The sequence below is a fragment of the Pseudomonas sp. FBCC-B545 genome, assembly GCF_059134095.1.
Genome location: NZ_CP101441.1, coordinates 215344 through 236507, shown reverse-complemented (window position 1 = coordinate 236507; position 21164 = coordinate 215344). Strand labels below are relative to the sequence as shown.

Annotated in this window: 20 protein-coding genes; 6 read left to right on the top strand and 14 right to left on the bottom strand. The window is 60.7% G+C overall.

What is annotated here, in order from left to right:
• From NMB39_RS01070 to NMB39_RS01055, 4 genes are all read right to left on the bottom strand, one after another.
• Nucleotides 1–1896 (bottom strand): FTR1 family protein, encoded by a 1896-nt coding sequence (locus tag NMB39_RS01070; protein WP_494339698.1) that lies wholly within the window; start codon nt 1894–1896, stop codon nt 1–3.
• Between the two features lie 200 nt (nt 1897–2096).
• Nucleotides 2097–2729, bottom strand: coding sequence for a LysE family transporter (locus tag NMB39_RS01065; protein WP_494339699.1), 633 nt, complete (start codon nt 2727–2729; stop codon nt 2097–2099).
• A gap of 87 nt (nt 2730–2816) precedes the next feature.
• On the bottom strand, nt 2817–3389 hold the full coding sequence (locus NMB39_RS01060; RefSeq protein ID WP_057011386.1) for a mechanosensitive ion channel family protein: 573 nt from the start codon (nt 3387–3389) through the stop codon (nt 2817–2819).
• On the bottom strand, nt 3389–5299 hold the full coding sequence (locus NMB39_RS01055) for an ATP-binding cassette domain-containing protein (RefSeq protein WP_057022740.1): 1911 nt from the start codon (nt 5297–5299) through the stop codon (nt 3389–3391). The genes NMB39_RS01060 and NMB39_RS01055 overlap by 1 nt, the downstream gene beginning before the upstream one ends.
• 50 nt (nt 5300–5349) lie before the next feature.
• On the opposite strand from NMB39_RS01055, the gene NMB39_RS01050 reads away from it, so the two are divergent.
• Nucleotides 5350–5814, top strand: a complete 465-nt coding sequence (locus NMB39_RS01050; RefSeq protein ID WP_494339700.1) for a TIGR02444 family protein — start codon at nt 5350–5352, stop codon at nt 5812–5814.
• Here NMB39_RS01050 and NMB39_RS01045 read toward each other — a convergent pair.
• A complete protein-coding gene (locus NMB39_RS01045; protein ID WP_464006112.1) occupies nt 5811–6965 on the bottom strand; it encodes an AlgP family protein in 1155 nt (384 codons plus the stop codon). The genes NMB39_RS01050 and NMB39_RS01045 overlap by 4 nt on opposite strands.
• A gap of 192 nt (nt 6966–7157) precedes the next feature.
• Here NMB39_RS01045 and NMB39_RS01040 point away from each other — a divergent pair, with 192 nt between their 5' ends.
• Nucleotides 7158–7835, top strand: a complete 678-nt coding sequence (locus tag NMB39_RS01040; RefSeq protein WP_057022737.1) for an FKBP-type peptidyl-prolyl cis-trans isomerase — start codon at nt 7158–7160, stop codon at nt 7833–7835.
• 53 nt (nt 7836–7888) lie between these two features.
• Here the strand turns inward: NMB39_RS01040 and NMB39_RS01035 are convergent, their stop codons facing one another.
• The 7 genes from NMB39_RS01035 to NMB39_RS01005 form a co-directional block, all read right to left on the bottom strand.
• A complete protein-coding gene (locus NMB39_RS01035; protein ID WP_057022736.1) occupies nt 7889–8347 on the bottom strand; it encodes an Rsd/AlgQ family anti-sigma factor in 459 nt (152 codons plus the stop codon).
• A 209-nt stretch (nt 8348–8556) separates the two neighbouring features.
• Nucleotides 8557–9078, bottom strand: a complete 522-nt coding sequence (locus NMB39_RS01030) for a disulfide bond formation protein B (RefSeq protein ID WP_057022735.1) — start codon at nt 9076–9078, stop codon at nt 8557–8559.
• Between the two features lie 237 nt (nt 9079–9315).
• Nucleotides 9316–10557 (bottom strand): heme biosynthesis protein HemY, encoded by a 1242-nt coding sequence (locus tag NMB39_RS01025; protein ID WP_494339701.1) that lies wholly within the window; start codon nt 10555–10557, stop codon nt 9316–9318.
• Nucleotides 10558–10562: 5 nt separating this feature from the next.
• Nucleotides 10563–11678 carry a uroporphyrinogen-III C-methyltransferase gene (locus NMB39_RS01020; protein ID WP_494339702.1) on the bottom strand — a complete coding sequence of 372 codons (1116 nt, stop codon included), beginning with the start codon at nt 11676–11678 and terminating at the stop codon, nt 10563–10565.
• Between the two features lie 18 nt (nt 11679–11696).
• A complete protein-coding gene (locus NMB39_RS01015; protein WP_057022732.1) occupies nt 11697–12455 on the bottom strand; it encodes a uroporphyrinogen-III synthase in 759 nt (252 codons plus the stop codon).
• Nucleotides 12452–13393 carry a hydroxymethylbilane synthase gene (gene hemC / locus NMB39_RS01010; protein ID WP_057022731.1) on the bottom strand — a complete coding sequence of 314 codons (942 nt, stop codon included), beginning with the start codon at nt 13391–13393 and terminating at the stop codon, nt 12452–12454. Before hemC ends, NMB39_RS01015 begins: the two co-directional genes overlap by 4 nt.
• Before the next feature lie 138 nt (nt 13394–13531).
• The gene (locus NMB39_RS01005) at nt 13532–14278 is read right to left on the bottom strand and encodes a LytR/AlgR family response regulator transcription factor (RefSeq protein WP_057022730.1); all 747 of its coding nucleotides are present in this window, start codon (nt 14276–14278) and stop codon (nt 13532–13534) included.
• A 501-nt stretch (nt 14279–14779) separates the two neighbouring features.
• Here NMB39_RS01005 and argH point away from each other — a divergent pair.
• Nucleotides 14780–16174, top strand: coding sequence for an argininosuccinate lyase (argH, locus tag NMB39_RS01000; RefSeq protein ID WP_046070055.1), 1395 nt, complete (start codon nt 14780–14782; stop codon nt 16172–16174).
• 96 nt (nt 16175–16270) lie between these two features.
• Here argH and NMB39_RS00995 read toward each other — a convergent pair whose 3' ends face one another.
• Nucleotides 16271–16930, bottom strand: a complete 660-nt coding sequence (locus NMB39_RS00995; protein ID WP_057022961.1) for a glutathione S-transferase family protein — start codon at nt 16928–16930, stop codon at nt 16271–16273.
• Between the two features lie 125 nt (nt 16931–17055).
• Here NMB39_RS00995 and NMB39_RS00990 point away from each other — a divergent pair, with 125 nt between their 5' ends.
• From NMB39_RS00990 to NMB39_RS00980, 3 genes are all read left to right on the top strand, one after another.
• Entirely contained in the window at nt 17056–17340 is a 285-nt protein-coding gene (locus tag NMB39_RS00990; protein WP_043046913.1) for a hypothetical protein, read from the top strand.
• 150 nt (nt 17341–17490) lie between these two features.
• Nucleotides 17491–17745 carry a TIGR02647 family protein gene (locus tag NMB39_RS00985; protein WP_043046912.1) on the top strand — a complete coding sequence of 85 codons (255 nt, stop codon included), beginning with the start codon at nt 17491–17493 and terminating at the stop codon, nt 17743–17745.
• 167 nt (nt 17746–17912) lie between these two features.
• Nucleotides 17913–20753, top strand: coding sequence for a class I adenylate cyclase (locus NMB39_RS00980; RefSeq protein ID WP_494339703.1), 2841 nt, complete (start codon nt 17913–17915; stop codon nt 20751–20753).
• Here the strand turns inward: NMB39_RS00980 and rnk are convergent.
• Nucleotides 20750–21160, bottom strand: coding sequence for a nucleoside diphosphate kinase regulator (rnk, locus tag NMB39_RS00975; RefSeq protein WP_057022727.1), 411 nt, complete (start codon nt 21158–21160; stop codon nt 20750–20752). The two genes, NMB39_RS00980 and rnk, sit on opposite strands and share 4 nt — an antisense overlap.
• Nucleotides 21161–21164: the final 4 nt, after the last annotated feature.

The window sequence follows — 21164 nt, the reverse complement described above, 5'->3', positions numbered from 1 at the left end:
CTACGCCGCCGCCCGGCGCTTCTCGGTCAGCCGGCTACGGCCATACAGCGCCACAATCGCCAGGATCGCCACGGCCTGCGCACCCAACGAATACGCATCGGCATGGATGCCCAGCCAGTCGAAGTCAAAGAACGCCACCGGCCGCGTGCCGAAGATGCCCGCCTCCTGCAAGGCCTTGACACCGTGCCCGGCGAACACCACCGACAGCGCGCACAGCAGCGCCGCGTTGATACCGAAGAACAGCGCCAACGGCAGCTTCGCCGAACCGCGCAGGATCACCCAGGCCAGGCCCACCAGCAGCACCAGCGCCGTGGCCCCACCCGCCAATACCGCGTTATGCCCGGCCGGGCCGGCTTGCAGCCACAGGGTTTCGTAGAACAGGATCACCTCGAACAGCTCGCGGTACACCGAGAAGAACGCCAGTACCGCAAAACCGAAACGCCCACCGCCGCCCACCAGGCTGCTCTTGATGTAGTTCTGCCAGGCCGCCGCATGACGCCGATCGTGCATCCATACGCCGAGCCACAACACCATCACGCTGGCAAACAACGCCGTGCAGCCTTCGAGCAGTTCGCGCTGGGCACCGCTGACGTCAATCACATACGCCGCCAAGGCCCAGGTGGCCAAGCCAGCCAACAGCGCCAGGCCCCAGCCGACGTTGACACTACGTACCGCCGATTGCTGGCCGGTATTGCGCAGGAAGGCCAGGATCGCCGCCAGCACCAGGATCGCTTCCAGACCTTCGCGCAGCAGGATCAACAAGCCGGAAATGTAGCTCAACGTCCAGCTCAAGCCATCGCCGCCCAGCAAGCCGGCGGACTCGGTAAGCTTGCCCTTGGCCGCGTCCAGGCGTTGCTGCACCTGCTCGATAGGCAAACCGTCCTGCAATGATTGCCGATAGGCCATCAGGGCCTTCTCAGTGTCTTTGCGCACATTGGCATCGACGTTATCTAGGGAGCTTTCCACCAATTCGAAACCTTCGAGGTAAGCGGCGACCGACAGGTCGTAGGCCTGCTCGTGGTCACCGTTGCGGAAGGCGGCAAGGCTCTTGTCCAGGGTGGTGGCGGTGTAGTCGAGCAACTGCGCGGGGCCACGCTGGACCTGCGGCGGCTGCGCACGCTGGGCGCGGAAAGCCGCGGCAGCGGCCGGACCATTGGCGGCGAGCACTTCATTGGGGGTCTGGCGCGCCAGGTCGGCCAAGTTGAACGCCTGCGCGCTTTTGGCGGCAGCCGGGTCGGCGGTGAAACCAGCGATGTAGGTAGCCAAGTCCCAGCGCTGGCGGTCGTCCAGTTGATCAGCGAACGACGGCATATCGGTGCCTTCGACACCCAGGCCGAGGGTGTTGTAGATCGCATACAGGCTCAAGCGATCCAGGCGTGCAGCATCGCGCAGGTTCGCGGGTGGCGGCGTGAGGCCCACGCCCGCCGGGCCATCACCGGCACCGGCCGTACCGTGGCAGACCGAACAGTGCTGAGCGTACAGCCGCGCGCCGCGTGTAGGGTCGGGCGTGATGGCCGGGGCCTGGCTGACTTCATAGGCCACCGCCAGCTTGGCGCCCAACTGACGGGCCTGACGGGCCACGCCTGCGCCGTCCTGGCGGGCGGTGACCGCTGCCAACAGTTCATCAACGCCGGTTACCAGCTCGGCCCGCTCGGGCTTATCCGGCAAATCGGCTACCAAGCCCTGCAATACCCCGAGAAACTCTACCTGCTCGCGGTATTCCGAGTCGTCCACCACCTTGCCCGCTTCTACCGTCGGTGGGTAGTCGGCGCCAATGTAGTCCAGCAAATGCAGGGCTTGTGGCGCGCCCTCGGCGGTTGCGGCCAAGAGATTAAAGCTGCACGACATCATCGCCGGCAACAGCAGCCAGGCGAGAAAGCGGAAAGGGGCAGTCATGAATGGATCTCAAGTGGAAATACGAAGTAACACTATTGTTGAGCTTTAATGGATTCGACTCAAGGTGTTATTTCATATCACCACAAAACCAATGTGGGAGGGGCTTGCTACCGATAGCAGTGTGTCAGCCAAAAATTTCTAAGCTGATACACCGCCATCGGGAGCAAGCCCCCTCCCACATTTTGATTTGGTTTCTTCAGTTATGCCGTAGCGCGGTGCAGGCTGGCGAGGAAGCCCGCCGCACCTACGAACAAACCTGCAAAGGTACGGTTTACGCGTTTCTGTTGTTTAGGTGTACGCAACAGGCGCAAGACTTTCGACGCCAACCCCGTGTACCCCGCCATCACGATCATATCGACGCTGATCATGGTCGCACCGAGGATCAGGTACTGGATCAACAACGGCGACTGCGGGTTCACGAACTGCGGCAGCACCGCCAGCATGAACACCAGGGCCTTGGGATTGCTGGCGTTGACCAGGAAACCCCGGAACATCATCGCCATCGGCTTGCCGATAGGGCGCACGGCGGCGTCATCGGTCATGTCCATGGGCAAGGCACGCCATTGCTTGATGGCCAGGTACACCAGGTAGGCCACACCAAACCATTTGATCGCATAGAACGCGGTAGACGACGCCGCCAGAATGGCGCCCAAGCCGCCCGCCACCACGGCAATTTGCATCGCCAGGCCAATCTGCAGGCCGATGGCGTTCCAGTAGCCACGCGCGAAACCGTATTGCAGGCCGCTGGACATCGAGGCGATGGCACCGGCGCCGGGGGATAGGGAAATGATCCAACTGGCCAGGAAGAAGGCCAGCCATGTGTCGAGAGCCATTGCGCACCTCAGAAGGGAGTTAGCGGTTGTGCCTTAAGCTAACTCCACCGAGCGAGGGCTGGCTATAGAATTTTGTTAGATGAAACGCTAACGATCGCCTGGAAACATATGTGTCCCTGGCCAACGTCGCACCGAACGCTGGAAGAACAAACTGTTGGGCACCTGCACCATCGCGCTGCTGGTGCCGGCTTCCTCGACTTCGATCAACGTGGTGTAGAGCAGGTTGATCGCAACCACCCGCCCCTTCACGCCGGGTTTGTCGACGGTGTCCACCAGTTCGACGATGTCACCGAGACGGAACGGCCCGACCGTAAAGATCAGGATCGCGCACAACAGGTTGGACAGCACCGACCACATGGCGAAGAACGCCACTGCCGCCACCGCGACAAACCCCGACAGCGCCGTCCATAAGACAGTGGCGGACACACCCAGGCGGCCCAGCACAAAGATCAGCGCACTGCCCATGATCAGCCAGCGCAGGCCGCCACGCAGGGGCATCAGTAACTGCGGCGGCAGCGGGTAGCGCTCACCCAGGCGGGTCAGGCCCTTGGCGACAAAGCGCTGGGCCAGGTAGCCGGCCAGCAGGATCAGCAGGATTTGCACGCCGATCCATACGGGCTCGACCCATTGCGCCGGCAACGGCAGTTGCAACGCTTCCATCAGGACAGCGCCTCCAGCTCCGCTTGCAGGGTTTCGAGCAACTCGAGGGCCTCCATCCAGGTTTCCTCCAACTGCCCTTCGCGCACCTTGAGCTTGGCCTGTTCGGCCAGCAGGTCGCGCAGTTCATCCTTGCGCGCGGCCTCGTACACGGCGCTGTCGCCCAGGCTGGCTTCGATCCTGGCCAGGCGCTCGTGCACCTTGCCCAGCTCGGCTTCCAGCTTGTCGGCTTCACGCTTGTGCGGGGCCAACTGCTGGCGCAATGCGGCGGCAGCCTGGCGCTGGGCTTTCTTGTCGGTCTTGTCTGGATTGACCGGCGTGTTACTGGCCGGCGCATTACGCAGGCGGTAGTCGGTCAGCCAGCGCGCATAGTCGTCCAGGTCGCCGTCGAACTCTTCGACCTTACCGTCAGCCACCAGCAGGAAGTTATCGGTGGTGCTCTTGAGCAGATGGCGATCGTGGGAGACCACCAATACCGCACCGCTGAATTCCTGCAGGGCCATGGTCAGCGCCAGGCGCATTTCCAGGTCCAGGTGGTTGGTCGGTTCGTCGAGCAGCAGCAGGTTCGGGCGGTCCCAAGCGATCAGGGCCAGAGCCAGCCGGGCTTTTTCGCCTCCGGAGAAATTCAGCACGGGCTCATCAATGCGCGCACCACGGAAGTCAAAACCACCGAGGAAATCACGCAAGGTCTGCTCGCGCTCGGTCGGTGCCAGGCGTTGCAGGTGCAGCAGCGGGCTGGCCTTGGAATCGAGCGAGTCCAGTTGGTGCTGGGCGAAGTAACCCACCACCGTGTTCTCGCCACGGGTCAGGCGACCTGCCAGCGGCTCAAGTTCGCCCGAGAGATTCTTGATCAGCGTCGACTTGCCCGCGCCGTTGGGGCCCAGCAAACCGATACGAGCGCCTGGCGTGAGCTGCAGCTTGACCTTCTCCAGGATGGTTTTGTCGCCATAACCCAGGCGGGCATCGGAGAGGTCCAGCAACGGGCTGGAGATCTTCACCGATTCGCGAAATACAAAGTCGAACGGCGAATCGACGTGGGCCGCCGACAGCTCTTCCATGCGCTCCAGAGCCTTGATCCGGCTCTGGGCCTGGCGGGCCTTGGTGGCTTGGGCCTTGAACCGGGCGATGTAGCTTTCCATGTGCGCACGTTGCGCCTGTTGCTTCTCATAGGCCTGTTGCTGCTGGGCCAGGCGCTCGGCGCGGGCGCGTTCGAACGCGGTATAGCCGCCACGATAAAGGGTGATCTTCTTCTGTTCGACGTGGGCGATGTTATCGACCACGGCATCGAGGAAATCCCGGTCGTGGGAAATCAGCAGCAACGTACCCTGATAGTTCTTGAGGAAGTCTTCCAGCCACAGGATCGCATCAAGGTCCAAGTGGTTGGTCGGTTCGTCGAGCAGCAGCAGGTCCGAAGGACACATCAGCGCTTGGGCCAGATTGAGGCGCATGCGCCAGCCACCGGAGAAGTCGGCGACCGGGCGGTCCATCTGTTCGTTGGTAAAACCCAGGCCGGCAAGCATCTTGCGGGCACGGGCGTCGGCGGTATAGCCGTCGGCACTGTCCAGCTCGGCGTGCAGGCGGGCCTGGGCGGCACCGTCCTGGGTTTTTTCGGCTTCGGCGAGGTCGTGTTGCACCTGGCGCAGGCGCAGGTCGCCATCGAGCACGTAGTCGATCGCGATGCGGTCCAGGGTGTCGATCTCCTGGCGCATATGGGCGATGCGCCAGTCGGCCGGCAGCAGGCAGTCCCCGGAGTCCGGGGTCAGCTCACCCAGCAACAAGGCGAACAACGTGGATTTGCCGGCGCCGTTGGCACCGATCAGGCCGGCTTTGTGACCGGCGTGCAGGGTCAGCTCGGCGTCTTCAAGAAGACGTTGCGGGCCACGCTGTAATGTTAGGCTTTGAAGTCGGATCATAATGGCGGCGGAGTCTACCAGCTTCGTTGGCCGCTGGCTTGGGTGTGAATATGTGCGCTGACCTGTGGAGCTTTGCCCTCTCGACCTACGCCCGCCCGGGTGTAGAGGCTGCTTGCCTGCGCTTGCAGGAGCAAGGAGCGGATGTGTGCCTGTTGCTGTGTGGTGCGTGGCTGGAACAACGAGGGGTGGCGTATACGTTCGAACGCGTGCAGGCATTGCAGCAGCTAGCTCGCCCCTGGCGGAAACAGGTGGTCGAACCGTTGCGACAAGTGCGTGTGCAATGGCGAACCATGGCGCAGCAGGATACGCAACTGGCATCGCTACGGGAGCGGGTCAAGACTCTAGAAATGGAAGCCGAGCGAGCATTGCTGATGCGCTTGGAAACGCTGGCGCAGGCATGGCCTATCAATGAGGGGGTGGGTCAGTACGGATGGCTTGAAGGCTTGGCGACCGAAGCCGCCAACCTTGACCACGACGCGCTGCAGCGGCTGCGCGTCGTAGTCGCCAACACTTAAGAAGCGTTGGTTTGGGTGGTGCTTGGCGCTATCGATGCAGGGGTGCTGCCGGTCGATGCGGTTGGAGCGGTTGAAGCGGTCGCAGTGGCAGCAGGTGCTACTGGAGTGGCTGGCTTGGCGGGTGCTGGTTTTGCAGCCGCGGGTTTGGCGGCTGGTTTCGCGGCAGCAGGTTTCGCAGCTGGCTTGGCGGCTGGTTTCGCGGCAGTAGGTTTAGCAACTGGCTTGGCGACTGGTTTCGCAGCAGCAGTTTTAGCAGCTGGCTTGGCGGCTGGTTTCGCAGCAGCGGTTTTAGCCGCTGGCTTGGCGGCTGGTTTCGCAGCAGCGGTTTTAGCCGCTGGCTTGGCGGCTGGTTTCGCAGCAGCAGTTTTAGCCGCTGGCTTGGCGACTGGTTTCGCAGCAGCAGTTTTGGCAGCTGGCTTGGCGACCGGTTTCGCAGCAGCGGTTTTAGCCGCTGGCTTGGCGGCCGGTTTCGCAGCAGCGGTTTTAGCCGCTGGCTTGGCGGCTGGTTTCGCAGCAGCGGTTTTAGCCGCTGGCTTGGCGGCTGGTTTCGCAGCAGCGGTTTTAGCCGCTGGCTTGGCAGCTGGTTTCGCAGCAGCGGTTCTGGCAGCTGGCTTGGCGGCTGGTTTCGCAGCAGCGGTTCTGGCAGCTGGCTTGGCGGCTGGTTTCGCAGCAGCGGTTTTGGCCGCTGGCTTGGCGGCTGGTTTCGCAGCAGCAGTTTTCGCAACCGGCTTGGCTGCAACTTTTGCAGGGGTACGAGCACCCAGCGCTTTCCCTACGGCTTCCTTCACACGACCAATGCCCTGGGCCAGCTTCAGGCTTTCCTGAGCGTCTTTCTTGAGTTGGGAAATGTAGCTGCGGGTCTCAGCTTGACGATCCTTGAGGGCATCCAGCAGGTCCTCAAGTTCTTTAACGGCATCCTTGGCTTTGGCTTGCGCCTTGGACTTGCCGGCTGTAGCGGCGTCTTGCAGTTTGGTGCGGGACTTGTGCAGTTTTTCTTGGGCTTTACCGCGTTGTTTTTCCAGTTTGGCGAGCAGTTTTTCTGCATCGGCCAACGCCTGGGAACATGCGCTTTCGAGATGTTCGAGCAGGCTGCCCGAAAGTTGTTGGAGCAAGTGCAACGGGGTATTTACAGGCTTCTGTTTGGCCGACATGGTTTACCTCCTGGCTGACGTGGGTGCGGCTCATACTAGCCCTCTGCTCTTACCGCCGCTAGGGCATGTTGACAGTATCGTTTGCCTTGCGTTGCACCGTACGAAAATTCTTGTCGATATAACGAAAAACCGCGCCACTTTTTACTCTCTCACACTGGCATAATCCGTCGCACTTAAGCCGGGAGACTGTCCATGTCGCGTTACCTTTTTCTAGTGCTTGGCTTAGTGATCTGCGTAGCCGATGCGAGCGACCAACCGTCGTCAAAAACCACTGCCTCGGATCCGCATGATCTTGCCTATAGTCTCGGCGCAAGCCTCGGCGAACGGTTGCGCCAGGAAGTCCCTGACCTACAGATCCAGGCACTGGTGGACGGCCTCAGGCAGGCCTACCAAGGCAAGCCGCTTGCGCTGGACAACGTTCGTATCGAACAGATACTCGCCCAGCACGAAGCACAGAACGCCGCCGACGCCCAAATCCCTCAAAGCGAAAAAGCGCTCGCCGCCGAACAACAATTTCTGACTCAGGAAAAAGCCGTCACTGGCGTGCGCGAATTGGCAGACGGGATCCTGCTCACCGAGCTGGCGCCTGGCACAGGCAATAAACCGCTGGCCAGCGATGAGGTGCAGGTGAAATACGTGGGGCGACTACCCGACGGAACTGTCTTCGACAAAAGTACGCAGCCGCAATGGTTTCGCCTGGACAGCGTAATCAGCGGTTGGAGCAGTGCGTTGCAACAGATGCCGGTGGGTGCGAAATGGCGCCTGGTAATTCCTTCACCCCAGGCCTATGGCGCAGATGGAGCGGGTGAGTTGATCCCACCCTTTACTCCGCTGGTGTTTGAGATTGAACTGCTCGGCATTCGCCACTGACCCATAAAAAAACGGTGCGACATGCGCACCGTTTTTTATATCGTCGCCAAGGTTCAGACCTGGGTGGCCGCCTCTTCCTTGTGAGCGTTGTGCAGCACTTCGATCAGGCAGTCCTCCAACTCGAAACGCTCATGCAGCAGCGCACCCAACTCTTTGAATTTTTCCGCTACACATTTACCTGCATCACACAGGTCGGTAAACGCCAGCAGTTTTTCCGTGATCACATCGATGCGCGGGTAAATAGTCTCTGCCAGGTCGAGGCCACGCTGGTCGTCGAAGGCTTCCGCCTCTTTGGTCAGTTGCTCGTAGACGCCGAAATGGCCTGCCGATACGTAATCCACCAGTACTCCACAGAAATCCTGCAATGGCTCGCGATTCGCACCCAATGCTTCGGGCTTGGCACCGAGAGCATCAAAGGCCCGAACCAGTTCGTGGCGTGCCTTCAACCAGCTGTCGATCAGCTTGTGCACCCCACCCCAGCGTTCCTGAGCATTCTGACAACTTTCCAGCATGATGATCTCTCTTCCCTATAGGGGTGCTGCTGCTATGTACCTGCGCAACACTTCGAGGATAAAGCAGCAGCCGGACAAGGCCGCGTCTGACAAACGGTTTGGATAACGCGTGCGGGCCAGATTATGCCCGCACGACTGTGGCTTCAAGGTACGCAGGAGAGAAAGTTCATACAAGTGTTTAATCCACTCCTACAACCTGCGTTGGGTTTTCATGGCCCTGCAGGGCGCAAATGCCTACAAAATAACAACCTTGAAAATTGCATGGAGCCCAGGATCAGCATGGTTACGAAGAACAACAGGCTCCACTCGGGAAGGCTCAGTTCAAATAGCGTCCAGGTGATTTCGACGCAATCGACAGTGCCGTTGAACACTGCGCGCATGGCCTGCCAGAACGACAGGCTCTCAATCATGGATTGCAGGTTGGGCCAGCAATCCCGGACCTGGCCTGGCGGCATACTCTGCAATAGCACTTGGCGCCCCGCGGTAATGGCGCCAAGCAGCGCACATCCCATGCTCGCCAGCCCATACAGGCAAACGCCCAAGCGCCCAGGGTTATAAAGAGCAGCGACCAGGTTGATCAACGTAAACGTGGCAAGCAACAGGCGTTGTACCTGGCATAAAAAACAAGGCTGTAGCAGCGCGCCATATTCCAGATAAAAGGACGCGCCCAACGTCAGCGCACCTGCCATGAACGCCAGGAAAAACAAAGAGCGTAAAGGGGCCAAAGACATTGTTTATCCGCACTGCAAGAGATAGGACGCTACGGTAGAGTAAAGGCCCGACCCCTTTCAATACGCCCTAGAGCAGACTATTCCGCGAAAACGTAAGGACATCCCGCCAGAGCCCGGAGGAAATCCAATTACAACAAGTAGGAATTAGTAACAACACCGCTTAAGCCAAGTGTTTACGGGGGCTTGGCGGACCGGGTGTCAGATAGGTCGGAGCCAATCTGTTCACCCTTTCCTACTTCAAACTCGCACAGGGACTGGCAGCGGCGAGGACAGCAGACGATTGTCCAGCAACCCCAGGCCTTCCTGAAACAATTGGTTGCTGCGCTCGGTGTCGCCCAACTGGGCCAGCAGGCGGGCCAGCTCGGCGCAGGCTTCAGGATTACGCTGCACTTGCAGGCTGCTTTCCAGATAGTCCCGTGCCTTGCCCCACAGACTGTTTTGCAGGCAGAGGCGGCCCAGCGTCAACAGCAAACTGGCATCGCCAGGATGATCCTTGAGCCAGCCTTCGGCAAACTTCAATTGACGTGCAGGATCACTGCCGCGCAGCAGGCCATACAGCCGGATCAAGTGGCTGTCATAGCCGCGCTTGAGCGTACCACGCAGTACCTCCTCGGCCTTGGCATCCGCGCCAAGTCGACGTAGCTGGTCGGCATACGCCAGCACCAGCTGTGGCTGCTGGCGCTGGGCCGAAGTCAATTGCTCCCAGGCCCGTTCGAGGGACTGCAAGCCCGCTTCACCTTGCTCTTCACGCTGAGCAGCCAGGCTGAGGTTCTCGCCCCAGGCGCGACGCTCCAGCTCGGCCAGCTCGCCCGCAGGCAACACTTTGTCCTTACGCAGTTCAGGCAACAGGCGAATCACCGACGACCAATCGCCACGCTGCTGATGCAGGCGTTGCAACTGTCGTAGCACCTGCGCGTTGTGCGGATGACGCTCGTGCATCGCCTGCAAGGTAACCAGGGCGCCTTCAGTATCGCCTCGGTCCATCTGCAATTGCGCATGGCTCAGTGCAACCGCCAGTTCGGCCTGGGGCTGGCGCTCCAGGGCGCGCTCGAGCAAGCCATCGGACTCCTCATAACGGCCCTGCTCATTGGCCGCACGGGCGGCGCCGATGTAATACAACAACGGCTGGCGCTCTGCTTCCGCGGCGCGGTGCAAATGCCGTTCGGCGCTGGCCCAGCGGCCCTCGGCAAGGTCCATCTGGCCTTGCTCGATAGCAATCTGCACACGGCGGCTGCGGTTGCGCCGCGACCAGGGATTGACCAAGCCACTGGATGTGGTGACTAGGCTCAACAACACGCGCACCAGGTAGATCGCCAGGCCGATGGCAAATACCGCCACCAAGGTAGCCCACAGGCTCGATTCGTAATGCAGCAAATGGGGATAGGTAATCAGCACGTAGCCGGTGTGTTTCGAAATGCCCACACCCAGCGCCAGTGCGACCGCAATCGCCAGCACCAGGATCACATAGAAACGCTTCATCAGCTCTACTCCTGGGTCGCCGGTTGGCCAGCCGAGGCCTTGGCATCATCGGCAGACTGATGACGACGTTCGAGGTACGCCTGCACTGCGGCCAGGCTCGCCGCCAGGTCTGGCGTCACCACCGAAACGGCCTTGGGTTCGAGTTCAGCGATACGCGCCAGCATCGCCTTGCTCTGCGGGTTGTCCTGGTTGAAGTTGTCTTGCAACACGCTGCGCGCTTCACCCAGCGAGCGGCTGTACACCGCCGATTCGCCATTCAGTGCGGCCCATTGTGCTTGCTCCAGCGCCAGGCTCAGGGCCAGTCGCACTTGGTTCAAGCCTTGGCCCGCCAACAATGGGCGGATGTTGTCATCCGGATTGAAGTCAATGCGGAAGTAACGGGAAACCTGCTCCCACCACTGGCTCAACCAGTTCTCCGTATCGCTGGTAGGACGCCCTTGGGAGGAAGGCTCGGTGAGTTGATACTCCGGCGCAATCGCCGCCAACTGCACGACCTGGTCACGCAAGGCCGCCAGCTGCAGGTAAAGGCCGGTACGATCCGGTTGCTCGGTGCTACGCAGCGCGGCCAGGCTTTTGGCCAGTTGCTCGCGCGCGGCGAAAGCGCCTGGGTCGCTCTGCTCGCGAAGAATTTCGTCGGCGCCCTGAACCAGCGACTGAGCGCTGTTGATGTCTTGTAAGGCGGACAAGCGCAAGCTGGCCAGACGGATCAGGTGCTCGGCTTCGGCCAGCCGCCAGTCCTTGCGGCTGGCGCCCAATACGGTTTCCAGACGCTGATTCAGGCGCTGCTGATCACCCTGCAGTTGGGCGACCAGGCGGCGGCGCTCTTCAAGCTCATCCGCGCCCGGCAACTGCGCCAGGCGAGCGGCCAACTGTTGCTGGCTTTGCTTGAGGCTCTGGGATTGGTCATCCAGTGTCTGCACCTGGCCCAGCTGATGCTGGCTGCTGGCTTGCAGGGCGCGGACCTGCCAGATCCCCCAGCCGCCGGCGGCTACGCCCGCAGCGCCCAGCAGCAAGGCGACAATGGCTAGGCCATTGCCACGGCGTGGCGCGCTGACCGGTGTCTCGACCGGCGCATCGAGCGCGGGCTGAGCTTCATCTTTAGGCAAGGCTGTTTCGCTCACGTATCCGTCCTTTGCGTATCAGAGAGTGGGAACGGGATAGCTCCCTAACGCCACTAACAAAGCCGCGGCACTCGCGCCACGACAATCCACAACTTTTTCTGCGCCAGCAGCCCGCGCAATCTCATAGACACGCGGACTGGGCACGAACAATGGCAGCTGTGCCACCTCTGGCCAATCGGGGCCGGCCATGGCCTGCAAGTGTAGAAAACCCTGCCCACTGCTGACCACCAGGCCGTTCAAGCGTTCCAACTGGATGCGCTGCATCAGCGTGCCCGTCTCGTAAGCCGGAAGAAAACGTCGATACAATTCCAGGTAGTCGACACTAGCACCTTGCTCGCGCAAACGCTCTGCCAGCAGCTCCCGCCCGCCTTCGCCGCGCAGGATCAGCACCCTTGCACCCGGCCGGGCAGTAGCCTCGCGCAATGCAGGCAATTGAAGCAAGGCCTCGCTGTCATCGCCAGTGGCTGGATAGTGAACATCGAGGCCATGATCGGCCAGTATCTGCGCCGTCGCCGCCCCAACGCTGAACCAGGGCATTGGCGCCGGAGTACTCTTCAATCGTTGCAAGGCCAGGCGCGCGGCCGGCTTGCTCACCACAATGATCGCGCAATAGCGCTGCAGCGCGCCGAACAACGCTTGTTGCTCGGGCGTGACCGGCAACGCTTCGGTTTCCAGCAAGGGTAGGCTGCTGCTGTAGATACCAGCCTCGGACAGCAAGGCCCCCAGGGCCATCGAGTCCTCGGCAGGCCGCGTCAGCAGCACGCGCCAATCGGTCACTGCGGGCCGGCCTCGCCATAGACTTTCTGCAGGATGGCGCCAGCGCCTTTGTCCAGCAACTCCTCGGCGACCTGGATGCCCAGGGCCGTGGCATCACGTTGCGGGCCGCGCACTTCGGCGGTCAGCAGCGTACCGCCGTCCGGGTCGCCGACCAGGCCACGCAGCCACAGGTTTTCACCTTCGAGCACGGCATAGCAGGCGATTGGCACTTGGCAGCCACCATTGAGATGCTTGTTCAAGGCACGCTCGGCGGTGACACGCACTTCGGTATCCGCGTGATCAAGGGGCTTGAGCAGTGCGTGGATTTCGCTGTCGGCGGTGCGGCATTCAATGCCGACCGCGCCCTGCCCGCCCGCGGGCAGGCTGTCTTCGATGCTGATGGCTGACGTGATGCGCTCTTCGAAGCCCAGGCGGATCAAGCCGGCAGCGGCAAGGATGATTGCGTCATATTCACCGGCGTCGAGCTTGGCAAGGCGAGTGTTGACGTTGCCGCGCAGGAAACGGATCTGCAAATCGGGGCGCCGGCTCAGCAACTGAGCCTGGCGACGCAGGCTGGAGGTGCCGACGATACTGCCCAGCGGCAATTCATCCAGGGATGCGTAGGTGTTGGAAACAAAGGCGTCACGCGGGTCTTCGCGCTCGCAGATGCAAAAAAGGCCCAGGCCTTCAGGGAAGTCCATGGGCACATCTTTCATCGAATGCACGGCGATGTCGGCTTCGTTCTCCAGCAGCGCGGTTTCCAGCTCCTTGACGAACAAGCCTTTGCCGCCGATTTTCGACAGTGGCGAGTCGAGCAGCTTGTCGCCGCGACTGACCATGGGCACCAGGGATACCTTGAGGCCCGGATGGGCCTGCTCAAGGCGTGCTTTGACGTATTCGGCCTGCCACAAGGCCAGGGCGCTTTTACGGGTGGCGATGCGGATTTCGCGAGAGGACATGGATCAATCCGAACTGAATAGTTACAGCGGATAATAACAGCTCAGGCAAATACGCTTTGATTTGAATCAGCAAGTGCGGGGCCTCCCTGGCCACATCGCACCGGGATAAGGAATGCAGACCGCGCCGCAGCCCTTGGGCTAAAGCTGCTGCATCATCTTGCGCACGCCGGCGACGTGGCGTCGACTGACAATCAGTGCATCGCCGTTGAGTCCCTTCAGGAATAGCTGAAAGTGCCCCAGGGGCGTACGTTGCAGGCGCTCGATACGTTCACGGGCTACCAGCGCGTTGCGATGGATGCGCACGAAGCGATCGCCAAACTCGTCCTCGAGAGCCTTGAGCGGCTCATCGAGTAATACCTCGCCCAACTCATGACGCAGGGTCACGTACTTGTGATCGGCAATAAAGTAGACGACCTGGCTAAGGGGGATCAGCTCGATGCCCTTGCGGGTGCGCGCACTGATGTGGCTGCGTGGCCCGTTACCACTTTGGGCGGCCGGCTGGGTCAAGGCAGCGAGCTGGGCGCGATTGGGTCGCTCGGCTTTCTTCAAAGCCTTGAGCAAGGCTTCGGCGTTGACCGGCTTGACGAGAAAACTGACAGTGCTGTCTTCGAGCGTCTGTGCAGAAAACTCATCCTGAGCCGCACACAACACCACGGCCGGTGGCGATTCACGCTCGCTCAGGCGAGCGGCCACTTGCAAGCCATCGAGGCCCGGCATGCGGATATCGAGCAGCACCAGGTCGGGCTTGAGGCTGTCGATCAGGGTCAACGCCTCCTCACCGTTGGCGGCACTCGGTTCAAGGATTGTATAACCCTCGAGTTCACTGACCAGACGGCTCAGTCGCTCGCGGGCTTGGGGTTCGTCATCAACGATCAGGACATTCATATTGCGCTGGATTCCTGCGTGAGTCTCGCACAAGGATAGCGTAGACAGGTGCGGTGACTTACGTCACAGCGATCCACGCTAAGACTAGCGCGAGCGGCAAAAAGTGCCCTGAGAGCGGCACCCAAATTTACCCGGACCTGTTCAATTGCGCCCAGGACCTGCTGCCGTCGGGCATCGTCGTAGGGTTCACTGATACACAATCCGAATACCCCCCTGTTTAATGGATAGTCTGGTTATGACCGCATCAGTCGACTTTGGTGCATTCACACACTATCAGTGCAACTGTAGACGCTCACCAAGACGATATTGCTCAATCGTCAAATATCGTTTCAACAAGTACCTGCCTCCAGTCTCGTCCCGGATGCGGTCGGCGGCAAGGCACTTAGCCATCTACGGCGCAAATAAAATTGCCAGGCACCCGCAACACCGCCACCAAGGGCAACCCTGTTATTATCGCCGGCACACCTCCATGCCTCTTTCAAACAGATCACGAGCGAATCCATGAGCACCGACAAGACCAACCAGTCCTGGGGCGGCCGCTTCAGTGAACCCGTCGACGCCTTCGTCGCCCGCTTCACCGCCTCCGTCACCTTTGACCAGCGCCTGTACCGCCACGACATCATGGGCTCCATCGCCCACGCCACGATGCTGGCCAAGGTCGGCGTGCTGACCGACGCCGAGCGTGACAGCATCATCGACGGCCTGACCACCATCCGCGGTGAGATCGAGGCCGGTACGTTCGATTGGCGCGTCGACCTGGAAGATGTGCACATGAACATCGAGGCGCGCCTGACCGACCGCATCGGCGTAACCGGCAAGAAACTGCACACCGGCCGCAGCCGTAACGATCAGGTAGCCACCGATATCCGCTTGTGGCTGCGCGATGAAATCGACCTGATCCTGGCCGAAATCACCCGCCTGCAAAAAGGTTTGCTGGAGCAGGCCGAGCGTGAATCGGACACCATCATGCCCGGCTTCACCCACTTGCAGACCGCACAGCCGGTGACCTTCGGCCACCACCTGCTGGCCTGGTTCGAAATGCTCAGCCGCGACTACGAGCGCCTGGTGGATTGCCGCAAGCGCGCCAACCGCATGCCATTGGGCAGCGCCGCGCTGGCGGGTACCACCTACCCGATCGACCGCGAGTACACCGCACAATTGCTGGGCTTTGACGCCGTGGGCGGCAACTCCCTGGATGGCGTGTCGGATCGTGACTTCGCCATCGAATTCTGCGCCGCCGCCAGCATTGCGATGATGCACCTGTCGCGTTTCTCGGAGGAGCTGGTGCTATGGACCAGCGCGCAGTTCCAGTTCATTGACCTGCCGGACCGCTTTTGCACCGGCAGCTCGATCATGCCGCAAAAGAAGAACCCCGACGTGCCCGAACTGGTACGGGGCAAAAGCGGCCGGGTATTCGGCGCACTGATGGGCCTGTTGACCCTGATGAAAGGCCAACCCCTGGCCTACAACAAGGACAACCAGGAAGACAAGGAACCGCTGTTCGACGCCGCCGACACCCTGCGCGACTCGCTGCGTGCCTTTGCCGACATGATCCCGGCGATCAAGCCCAAGCACGCGATGATGCGTGAAGCAGCCCTGCGCGGGTTTTCCACCGCGACCGACCTGGCTGACTACCTGGTACGCCGTGGCCTGCCGTTCCGTGATTGTCACGAAATCGTCGGCCACGCGGTTAAATATGGCGTAGACACCGGCAAGGACCTGGCGGAAATGAGCCTGGAAGAACTGCGCCAGTTCAGCGACCAGATCGAGCAGGATGTATTTGCCGTGCTGACCCTGGAAGGTTCGGTGAATGCCCGCGACCATGTGGGCGGTACTGCGCCAGCACAGGTCAAGGCTGCCGTAGTACGCGGCAAAGAATTGCTCGCCAGCCGCTAAAACTGTGGGAGGGGGCTTGCTCCCGATGGCGGTGGGTCAGCTAAGGTTTTCTTACCTGATACACCGCCATCGGGAGCAAGCCCCCTCCCACATTGATTATTTTTTGGCCGCAATCATCGCCATGAATGCCGGCATCGCCGCCTGCCTGTCCGCCTCCACCTTCTGCGCATTGGGCATTTCATTCAGGCGCCCCAGCAATGCCTTCGCTTGCGGCAACTGCGCCAGCAAGTCCAGCCCAAACAGCTTCTCACCCACGCCGCAGGCCAGGTTCAAGCTGAACATGAAATACAAATCTGCAATCGTGAAGCTCTCACCCGCCACATAAGGCGCGAACTTACCATGCCGACCTAACGCAGCGATCCCAAGCAACAACTCGGCCTTGGATTTTTCCTTGATCGCCTCCGGCACCGGCATGCCGAAAAACGCCTCGGCGAAACAGGCACGGGCAGGCAATTCGATGTACAGCTCGATCTCCCTGCATAACGCCAGCACCTGGGCACGCTGGAACGGCTCGGCCGGAAGCAGCGCTGGGCCTTCCTGGGTCTGCTCGATGTATTCGAGGATCACGCTGGTTTCGTTGATAAATCCCTGCGTCACGCCCAGCACCGGCACCTTGCCGCGGGGGCTTATCGCCAGCGCTTCGGGGGTTTGCCCGGCATAAAAAGGCACCTCTTCGAAAGGCAGCCCTTTCTCCAGCAGCGCCAGTTTCACCATGTTGTAGTAGTTGCTGACCGAAAATCCGTAAAGCTTGAGCATCGCAAAGCCTCCAGGCCGGGTGCGGGGTTGGCTGCAAGAGTTATAGATGCCCGAAGCCGGGCTGACCAGCAGCATCACCTAGCTGAATGGCGGTAGACTGACGTCCTTTCCTTAAGGAGCCTGCCATGAGCGAGCCGACCGATATTGATAACGACGAAGAAGAGTTCACCGAAAGCACGCTGACCCAGGCCATCGAAAACCAGATCGAAAGCGACAACCCGCCTGCCGCCAAGGCCACCTTCAATAAACTGACCCTGGTAGGTTACGAGCGCGAAGACATTTTGAACCTCATGGCCCATGTGCTGGCTGTTGAGATAGACAAGATGCTCGAGGAAGACCGTGCTTTCGATACCGAATGGTATGAAACGGCGTTGCGAGCGCTCCCTGAACTACCGCCTGAAAACAACTGAAACCAGCCTTGGCGTGGCCGGGAAGCCCGCTTCCTCGCCACAAATCTGCGCCATATCAATACCTACGACTTTCTCACTGGACAGCCCGCCAAAGTGCGTTCACCTTATGGCTTGCTAGCCTCTAATAAATTTAGAAAGTCTGGAGTCCTTATGTCGTATACACCCGAGTTGGTTGCCGAACTGGAAATCCTTGCACTCTTCAACCTGGGCAGTTCCCAGGAAGGTCTGAAAGTCCACCAGACTGCCGCTCCTGCCGCCATTGCCGCTGCCAAGCGCCTGTTCGAGAAAAAACTGATCGACCAGCCGGATGGCGGTTATCTGACCAGCCTGGGTCGTGACGCCGCCGAACAAGCGCAAACCCTGCTGACTATCCTGACCACCAGCTCGACCAAAGAAGCCGCCTGATAACTGATACCGCCCGTGGAGTACGCCCTTGCGGATTCCACGGGTGTTGCTGCGCAACGGCGAAAATTCTGACACCAAAATCATTTCCCCTCTAAAACTCCTACGCTTCTGGCTGTAAACTCCTACACGGCCGCCCATGTCGGGCCCTGCGAGCCGCCGAGTTCGACATGACCCGCACCCATGAAATCCGCCCCGACCTGGACGAAGGCATCGACCGCAAGGTGCTGACCCAGTTGCGCGCGCGCTTCATGGCACTCAATGAAGAGCGCATGGCCCGTGCCGTCGAGGGGCTGACCCCGCGCCAGCAAAGCGTGCTGACCCTCCTGCCGCTATTTTTCCACGTCAATCACCCGTTGTTACCGGGCTACGTCTCCAGCACCACCCCGGCCGGGCTGTCGAATTTCGAACCTGACGATCAGGCCCTGACCGAAGCCCAGCGCCTGACCCGCTCGTTCTCTTATAAGCCCCGCCACGGCAACCCGCCTCGACCGATCCACGGCCTATTCCTGATGGGCAGCCTCGGCACGCTGGCCCAGGCCGATCAAAGCGATATGGATGTGTGGGTGTGCCATGCGCCCGATCTGAACGACAACGAACTGGCCGAGCTGCGCAAGAAGTGCCAATTGCTGGAGGCCTGGGCCCTGGGCATGGGCGCCGAAGCGCATTTCTTTTTGATCGAGCCGACGCGCTTCGTATTGGGTGAGCGCGACACGCAACTGAGTTCCGACGATTGCGGCACCACCCAGCACTACCTGCTGCTGGACGAGTTCTACCGCACCGCCATATGGCTGGCCGGGCGCACGCCGATCTGGTGGCTGGTGCCGGTGTATGAAGAACGCCGCTACGCCGAATTTACCCACACACTGATGTCCAAGCGTTTCATCCGCGCCGACGAGACCCTAGACCTTGGCCACCTGGCCCACATCCCGCCGGGCGAGTTCATGGGTGCCGGGCTGTGGCAATTGTTCAAGGGCATCGAATCCCCCTACAAGTCGGTGCTCAAGCTGTTGCTGACCGAGGTCTACGCCAGCGAACACCCAAACGTGCAATGCCTGAGCCTGCGTTTTAAACAGGCGGTGTTCGCCAACCAGGTCGATCTGGATGAGCTGGACCCTTACATCATGGTCTACCGCCGCATCGAGGAGTACCTCAAGGCTCGCAACGAGCCAGAGCGCCTGGAACTGGTGCGACGCAGCCTGTACCTGAAGGTCAACCGCAAGCTCAGCGTCGGCCAGCGCACTACCGGTTGGCAACGGCTGCTGCTCGAGCGCCTGGCTCTTGAGTGGGGTTGGGACCAACGCCAACTGGCCCTGCTGGACAGCCGCAGCCAGTGGAAAGTGCGCCAAGTCGCTTCCGAACGCCGTGCCCTGGTCAATGAGCTGAACTACAGTTATCGCTTCCTCACCCAGTTCGCCCGTACCGAACAGACCGTCAGCCTGATCAACAAGCGTGACCTCAATGTGCTGGGCCGGCGCCTATATGCAGCGTTTGAGCGCAAGGCCGGCAAGGTTGAGTTCATCAACCCCGGTATTGCCCCCGACCTGGCCGAAGATACCCTGACACTGGTGCAGTCGCCCAACCGCAAGGAAGCCGGCCAGCACCATTGGGGCCTGTATAACGGCAACCTCACGGCCCTGGAATGGGAGCACTTCGCGCCGATCAAACGCAGCCGCGACCTGCTGGAAATGCTTACCTGGTGCCACCGCAACGGGGTGATCGACAGCAGTACGCGCCTGGCGCTGCACCCTGGCACCAGTGACATGACCGAGTTTGAGCTGTTCAACCTGCTGGGTAGCCTGCAGCAGACCATTGCCCTGCCCCTGGCCAGCGTCGATGAAGTCCGTCTGTTGCGTCCGGCAGTGCCGGAAGAAGTGTTGTTGCTGATCAACGTCGGCGTCGACCCGCTCAAACATCATCGCGAACTGAATATCCTGATGACCACCGAGCGCACTGACTCCCTGAGCTATGCCGGTGTACGCGACAACCTGGTGCTGACCCTGGACCAGGTCACGCTCAATAGCTGGAACGAGGTGATGGTCAGCCGCTACGACGGTCCCCACGCGCTGCTCGACTGTCTACGCGACTACCTCAACCAACTGCCATCGGATCATCTGCCACGGCTGCGGGTGCGCTGCTTCTGTCACAACCGTGCGCAGTTCATTGCCCAGCGTGTGGAGGAGGTATTCGACACTGCGCAGAACCTGCTGCTCAGCCAGGGCAATCACCGCTACCTGCTTCAGGTGCAGCAGCACTATCACGTGATGGAACTGACACCGGGCCAGGCCACTCATGTGCCGCTGCCCACCCAGGACGCGCTGATTGCCTACCTCAGTGAGGAACTGGCCAGCTACAGCCCGTGGCACTTGGACGCCATGGCCCTGGAAGACCACGACCTGGCGTTGCTGCTACCCATGGGCCTGGCCGATTGCGTGCAGGTGTTCTATCGGGTCAACGAAGGCTTCGCCGAGCTATACGTGCTCGACGAATTCAATGCCCTTTGGCAGCAGCGCCTGCCATTCCACGATGAACAGAGCCTGCTGGCGCCACTGCAGCGCTTCCTGCAATCGATCCTTTATCGCCGAGAGGCGTTATCGTCCCTGGACGCGCAGCCACCCCTGGGTGAGATTCACACCCTGTACTACCAGCTATTGCCCTCAGGCAACTCCCGCGCGCGCCGCGTCGAGCCAAGGCCAGCCCCGCAAAATCCTGCCGACAAGCCGTTTTATGACGTGCAGGCGATTATCGGCAAGGGCGCGCCGGGCCAGGTGGGGATTACGTTGTACTGCAATCAGCGGGAATTTTCCGAGCTGGAATTCGGCGACCAACTGTTTGCCGTGGTAGCCCAGGAGATCGTCGCGCAGCGCCAGGAAACCGAACGATACCGCTGCTATATCACCGATCTGGATTTGTCGGGCCTGCTGGGGGACGTGCAGAGCCCGAGCAATCTGTACCTGCGCTACAAGGCAGAACTGGAACAGTCACTCAATGCGGCGCTGGATCAGATCTAGAGCGTGAAGGCGCCGCCATCTTTGGGCTGGCCTTCGACGTTGAGCAGTTCAAGCTTGAGTGTCTTGCCGCCCGGCGCAGGCCAGTCGATATGCTGGCCCACTTGCAAGCCCAGCAAGGCACTGCCCACCGGCGCGAGGATCGAGATCTTGCCTTCGTCGGCATTCGCGTCCTTGGGGTAGACCAGGGTCAGGTGGTAGTCCTTGCCACTGCCTTGCTCACGGCAGTGCACGCTGGAGTTCATGGTCACGACAGTTGCAGGCACTTCATCGTGGCCAACCACTTCTTCGGCGCGGTCGAGTTCGTGTTGAAGGGCTTCGACGCCCGGCGAGTCCTCGCCTACACGGTCGATCAGTTGCTCAAGACGCTGCACGTCGAGACGGGTAAGAATGATGGAAGGTGCGGTCATGATT

Bases quoted from the DNA above. Each gene is read 5' to 3' on its own strand.
- NMB39_RS01070 (WP_494339698.1), bottom strand. From the start codon at position 1,896: ATGACTGCCCCTTTCCGCTTTCTCGCCTGGCTGCTGTTGCCGGCGATG.
- NMB39_RS01065 (WP_494339699.1), bottom strand. From the start codon at position 2,729: ATGGCTCTCGACACATGGCTGGCCTTCTTCCTGGCCAGTTGGATCATT.
- NMB39_RS01060 (WP_057011386.1), bottom strand. From the start codon at position 3,389: ATGGAAGCGTTGCAACTGCCGTTGCCGGCGCAATGGGTCGAGCCCGTA.
- NMB39_RS01055 (WP_057022740.1), bottom strand. From the start codon at position 5,299: ATGATCCGACTTCAAAGCCTAACATTACAGCGTGGCCCGCAACGTCTT.
- NMB39_RS01050 (WP_494339700.1), top strand. From the start codon at position 5,350: ATGTGCGCTGACCTGTGGAGCTTTGCCCTCTCGACCTACGCCCGCCCG.
- NMB39_RS01045 (WP_464006112.1), bottom strand. From the start codon at position 6,965: ATGTCGGCCAAACAGAAGCCTGTAAATACCCCGTTGCACTTGCTCCAA.
- NMB39_RS01040 (WP_057022737.1), top strand. From the start codon at position 7,158: ATGTCGCGTTACCTTTTTCTAGTGCTTGGCTTAGTGATCTGCGTAGCC.
- NMB39_RS01035 (WP_057022736.1), bottom strand. From the start codon at position 8,347: ATGCTGGAAAGTTGTCAGAATGCTCAGGAACGCTGGGGTGGGGTGCAC.
- NMB39_RS01030 (WP_057022735.1), bottom strand. From the start codon at position 9,078: ATGTCTTTGGCCCCTTTACGCTCTTTGTTTTTCCTGGCGTTCATGGCA.
- NMB39_RS01025 (WP_494339701.1), bottom strand. From the start codon at position 10,557: ATGAAGCGTTTCTATGTGATCCTGGTGCTGGCGATTGCGGTCGCACTG.
- hemC (WP_057022731.1), bottom strand. From the start codon at position 13,393: ATGTCCTCTCGCGAAATCCGCATCGCCACCCGTAAAAGCGCCCTGGCC.
- NMB39_RS01005 (WP_057022730.1), bottom strand. From the start codon at position 14,278: ATGAATGTCCTGATCGTTGATGACGAACCCCAAGCCCGCGAGCGACTG.
- argH (WP_046070055.1), top strand. From the start codon at position 14,780: ATGAGCACCGACAAGACCAACCAGTCCTGGGGCGGCCGCTTCAGTGAA.
- NMB39_RS00995 (WP_057022961.1), bottom strand. From the start codon at position 16,930: ATGCTCAAGCTTTACGGATTTTCGGTCAGCAACTACTACAACATGGTG.
- NMB39_RS00990 (WP_043046913.1), top strand. From the start codon at position 17,056: ATGAGCGAGCCGACCGATATTGATAACGACGAAGAAGAGTTCACCGAA.
- NMB39_RS00985 (WP_043046912.1), top strand. From the start codon at position 17,491: ATGTCGTATACACCCGAGTTGGTTGCCGAACTGGAAATCCTTGCACTC.
- NMB39_RS00980 (WP_494339703.1), top strand. From the start codon at position 17,913: ATGACCCGCACCCATGAAATCCGCCCCGACCTGGACGAAGGCATCGAC.
- rnk (WP_057022727.1), bottom strand. From the start codon at position 21,160: ATGACCGCACCTTCCATCATTCTTACCCGTCTCGACGTGCAGCGTCTT.